Genomic DNA, 2,093 nt, shown 5'->3' with positions numbered 1-2,093 from the left:
GCAACGCTCTCGGCGGGCGAGACGGTGAAGATCGTTTCGCAGTAACGAGGCCGATCGCCGTCCCTGCGCGGACAGCCTGCATCAGGCTCCGGTCATTCGATCGGGTAGGCCGAACAGCAAGCCGTGCGATCGCGCTTCAAGCGATCGCGAGTTCTCCGGTGTTTTCGGATGTCATCGCCATCTTCAGCTTTTCAAGCGCCCGGTTTTCGATCTGGCGGACGCGTTCCTTGGAGATGCCGAGCTCGGCGCCGAGTTCGGCGAGCGTGGCGCTGTCGTCGGCCAGCTTGCGGGCGCGGATCACGCGGTTTTCCCGCGCGGTCAGCTTGGTCAGCGCGCGCTTCAGCCGGAGATGAAGCCTCTCGCCGTCGATAATGCCGGAAACCTGCTCTTCCGGCAGCGGTGCGTCGCAGACCAGAAGATCGATCCGCTCGGTGCCCTCCTCGCCATCATTGCCGACGGGGGCCTGAAGCGATGCGTCATTGCCGGAAAGCCGGGCGTCCATGACCTGCACGTCCGAGACCGAGACGCCGAGACTGGCGGCGATCTCCTCGTAGATTGCCTGTGAGCTCATGCTCCGGTCGCGCGCGGCAATCTTGGCGCGCAGGCGACGAAGCTTGAAGAACAGGGCTTTCTGGGTGGAACTGGTGCCACCGCGCACGATCGACCAGTTGCGCAGCACGTAATCCTGCATCGAGGCCCGGACCCACCAGCTTGCGTAAGTCGAAAACCTGACGCCGCGCTGATGATCGAACCGGGCGGCCGCCTCCAGAAGGCCGACATAGCCCTCCTGCACCAGATCGGCCTTGGGAAGGCCGAAGCCGCGAAACTTGCCGGCCATCGAGACCACCAGCCGCAGATGCGCCATGGCGATATCATCGCGCGCATCGCTGTCGTCCTGCACCCGCCAGCGGGTGGCGAGCTCGGTTTCCTGTTCGCGTGAGAGATAGGGCGCTGCCATTGCTGCGCTGGCAATGCGGTGGTCCTGTACGTCGATATCCATGGCGTGGCTCCCGGAAGGCGCGTTGTTTGGGCCAACGAGTGCTTCGGGACGGCGTCAGGCGCATCCCCTTGCTCCTCGAAAATATCAACGCAGAGCAAGGCCATTTAGTTCAACATGGAATTCATTTTTTCATAAAAAAGGGCTGGATCATAAAAAAATCCGGCCTAAAAGACCGGATTTTTCATTCGATACGCTGCTGGAAGCGCCTTGATCAGGCCGCTTCCTCGCGGGCGTCGTCTTCGTCTTCCGCCGCCTTGCCGCGCTTGGGACCCTTGGCAAGGTGGGTTTCGATCAGACGGACAGACTCGGTGTCCGACATTTTGTTGACGGCGGCGATTTCGCGCGCCATGCGGTCAAGCGCCGCCTCATAGAGCTGGCGTTCGGAATAGGACTGCTCGGGCTGGTTCTCGGCGCGGTAAAGATCGCGCACCACCTCGGCGATCGAGATCAGGTCACCGGAATTGATCTTTGCGTCATATTCCTGCGCGCGGCGCGACCACATGGTGCGCTTCACGCGGGCCTTGCCCTGCACAACCTTCAGCGCGCGCTCGACGAAATCGGTCTCCGACAGCTTGCGCATGCCGATGCTCATGGCCTTGGCCACGGGCACTTTCAGGCGCATCTTGTCCTTGTCGAATTCGATAACGAAGAGCTCGAGCTTCATGCCGGCCACTTCCTGCTCCTCGATCGCGCTGATCATGCCAACGCCGTGGGCAGGGTAGACGATCGACTCGCCGGGCTTAAAACCGTGGCGGCCGGCAGGTTTTTTCTGTTGTACTGTCATAGGCTTTCAAAAACTCCCTGTTACGCATCCGGCGGGCGCCGGTTCCGGACATGCATGATCCGGAGGGTGGGGCAACGGAGGTTGCCACCCACTGTTTCCATCGAACGGGCAACGAAAAGCGACACGAAATCGTGATCTGAAGACAAAGGCCTTCAAAAAAATTCCGATTATTCGACGTTTGGGTTGATTTCTTTCTTCGGCTTTTAAGACAAAGCTGCCGTTTTATGGGTCAGTGCCAATTATATAGCATGTCACACAGCAGAAATCAATGAGCCGTACACCCGTGACGTGTCGTCACCGGCGGGAGGG

Annotated in this window: 2 protein-coding genes; both read right to left on the bottom strand. The window is 60.2% G+C overall.

The window, feature by feature from the left end; genetic code table 11:
- Positions 1-136: 136 nt before the first annotated feature.
- Positions 137-1,000, bottom strand: a complete 864-nt coding sequence (locus B4E36_RS04590; RefSeq protein WP_292053832.1) for an RNA polymerase factor sigma-32 — start codon at positions 998-1,000, stop codon at positions 137-139.
- A gap of 211 nt (positions 1,001-1,211) precedes the next feature.
- On the bottom strand, positions 1,212-1,784 hold the full coding sequence (locus B4E36_RS04585) for a CarD family transcriptional regulator (protein ID WP_018067479.1): 573 nt from the start codon (positions 1,782-1,784) through the stop codon (positions 1,212-1,214).
- Positions 1,785-2,093: the final 309 nt, after the last annotated feature.

It is taken from the genome of Martelella sp. UBA3392, from assembly GCF_002358775.1.
Taxonomy (GTDB): Bacteria; Pseudomonadota; Alphaproteobacteria; order Rhizobiales; family Rhizobiaceae; genus Martelella; species Martelella mediterranea.
The sequence above is the reverse complement of the archived record's forward strand: the minus strand, read 5'-3'. Positions and strand labels throughout refer to the sequence as shown.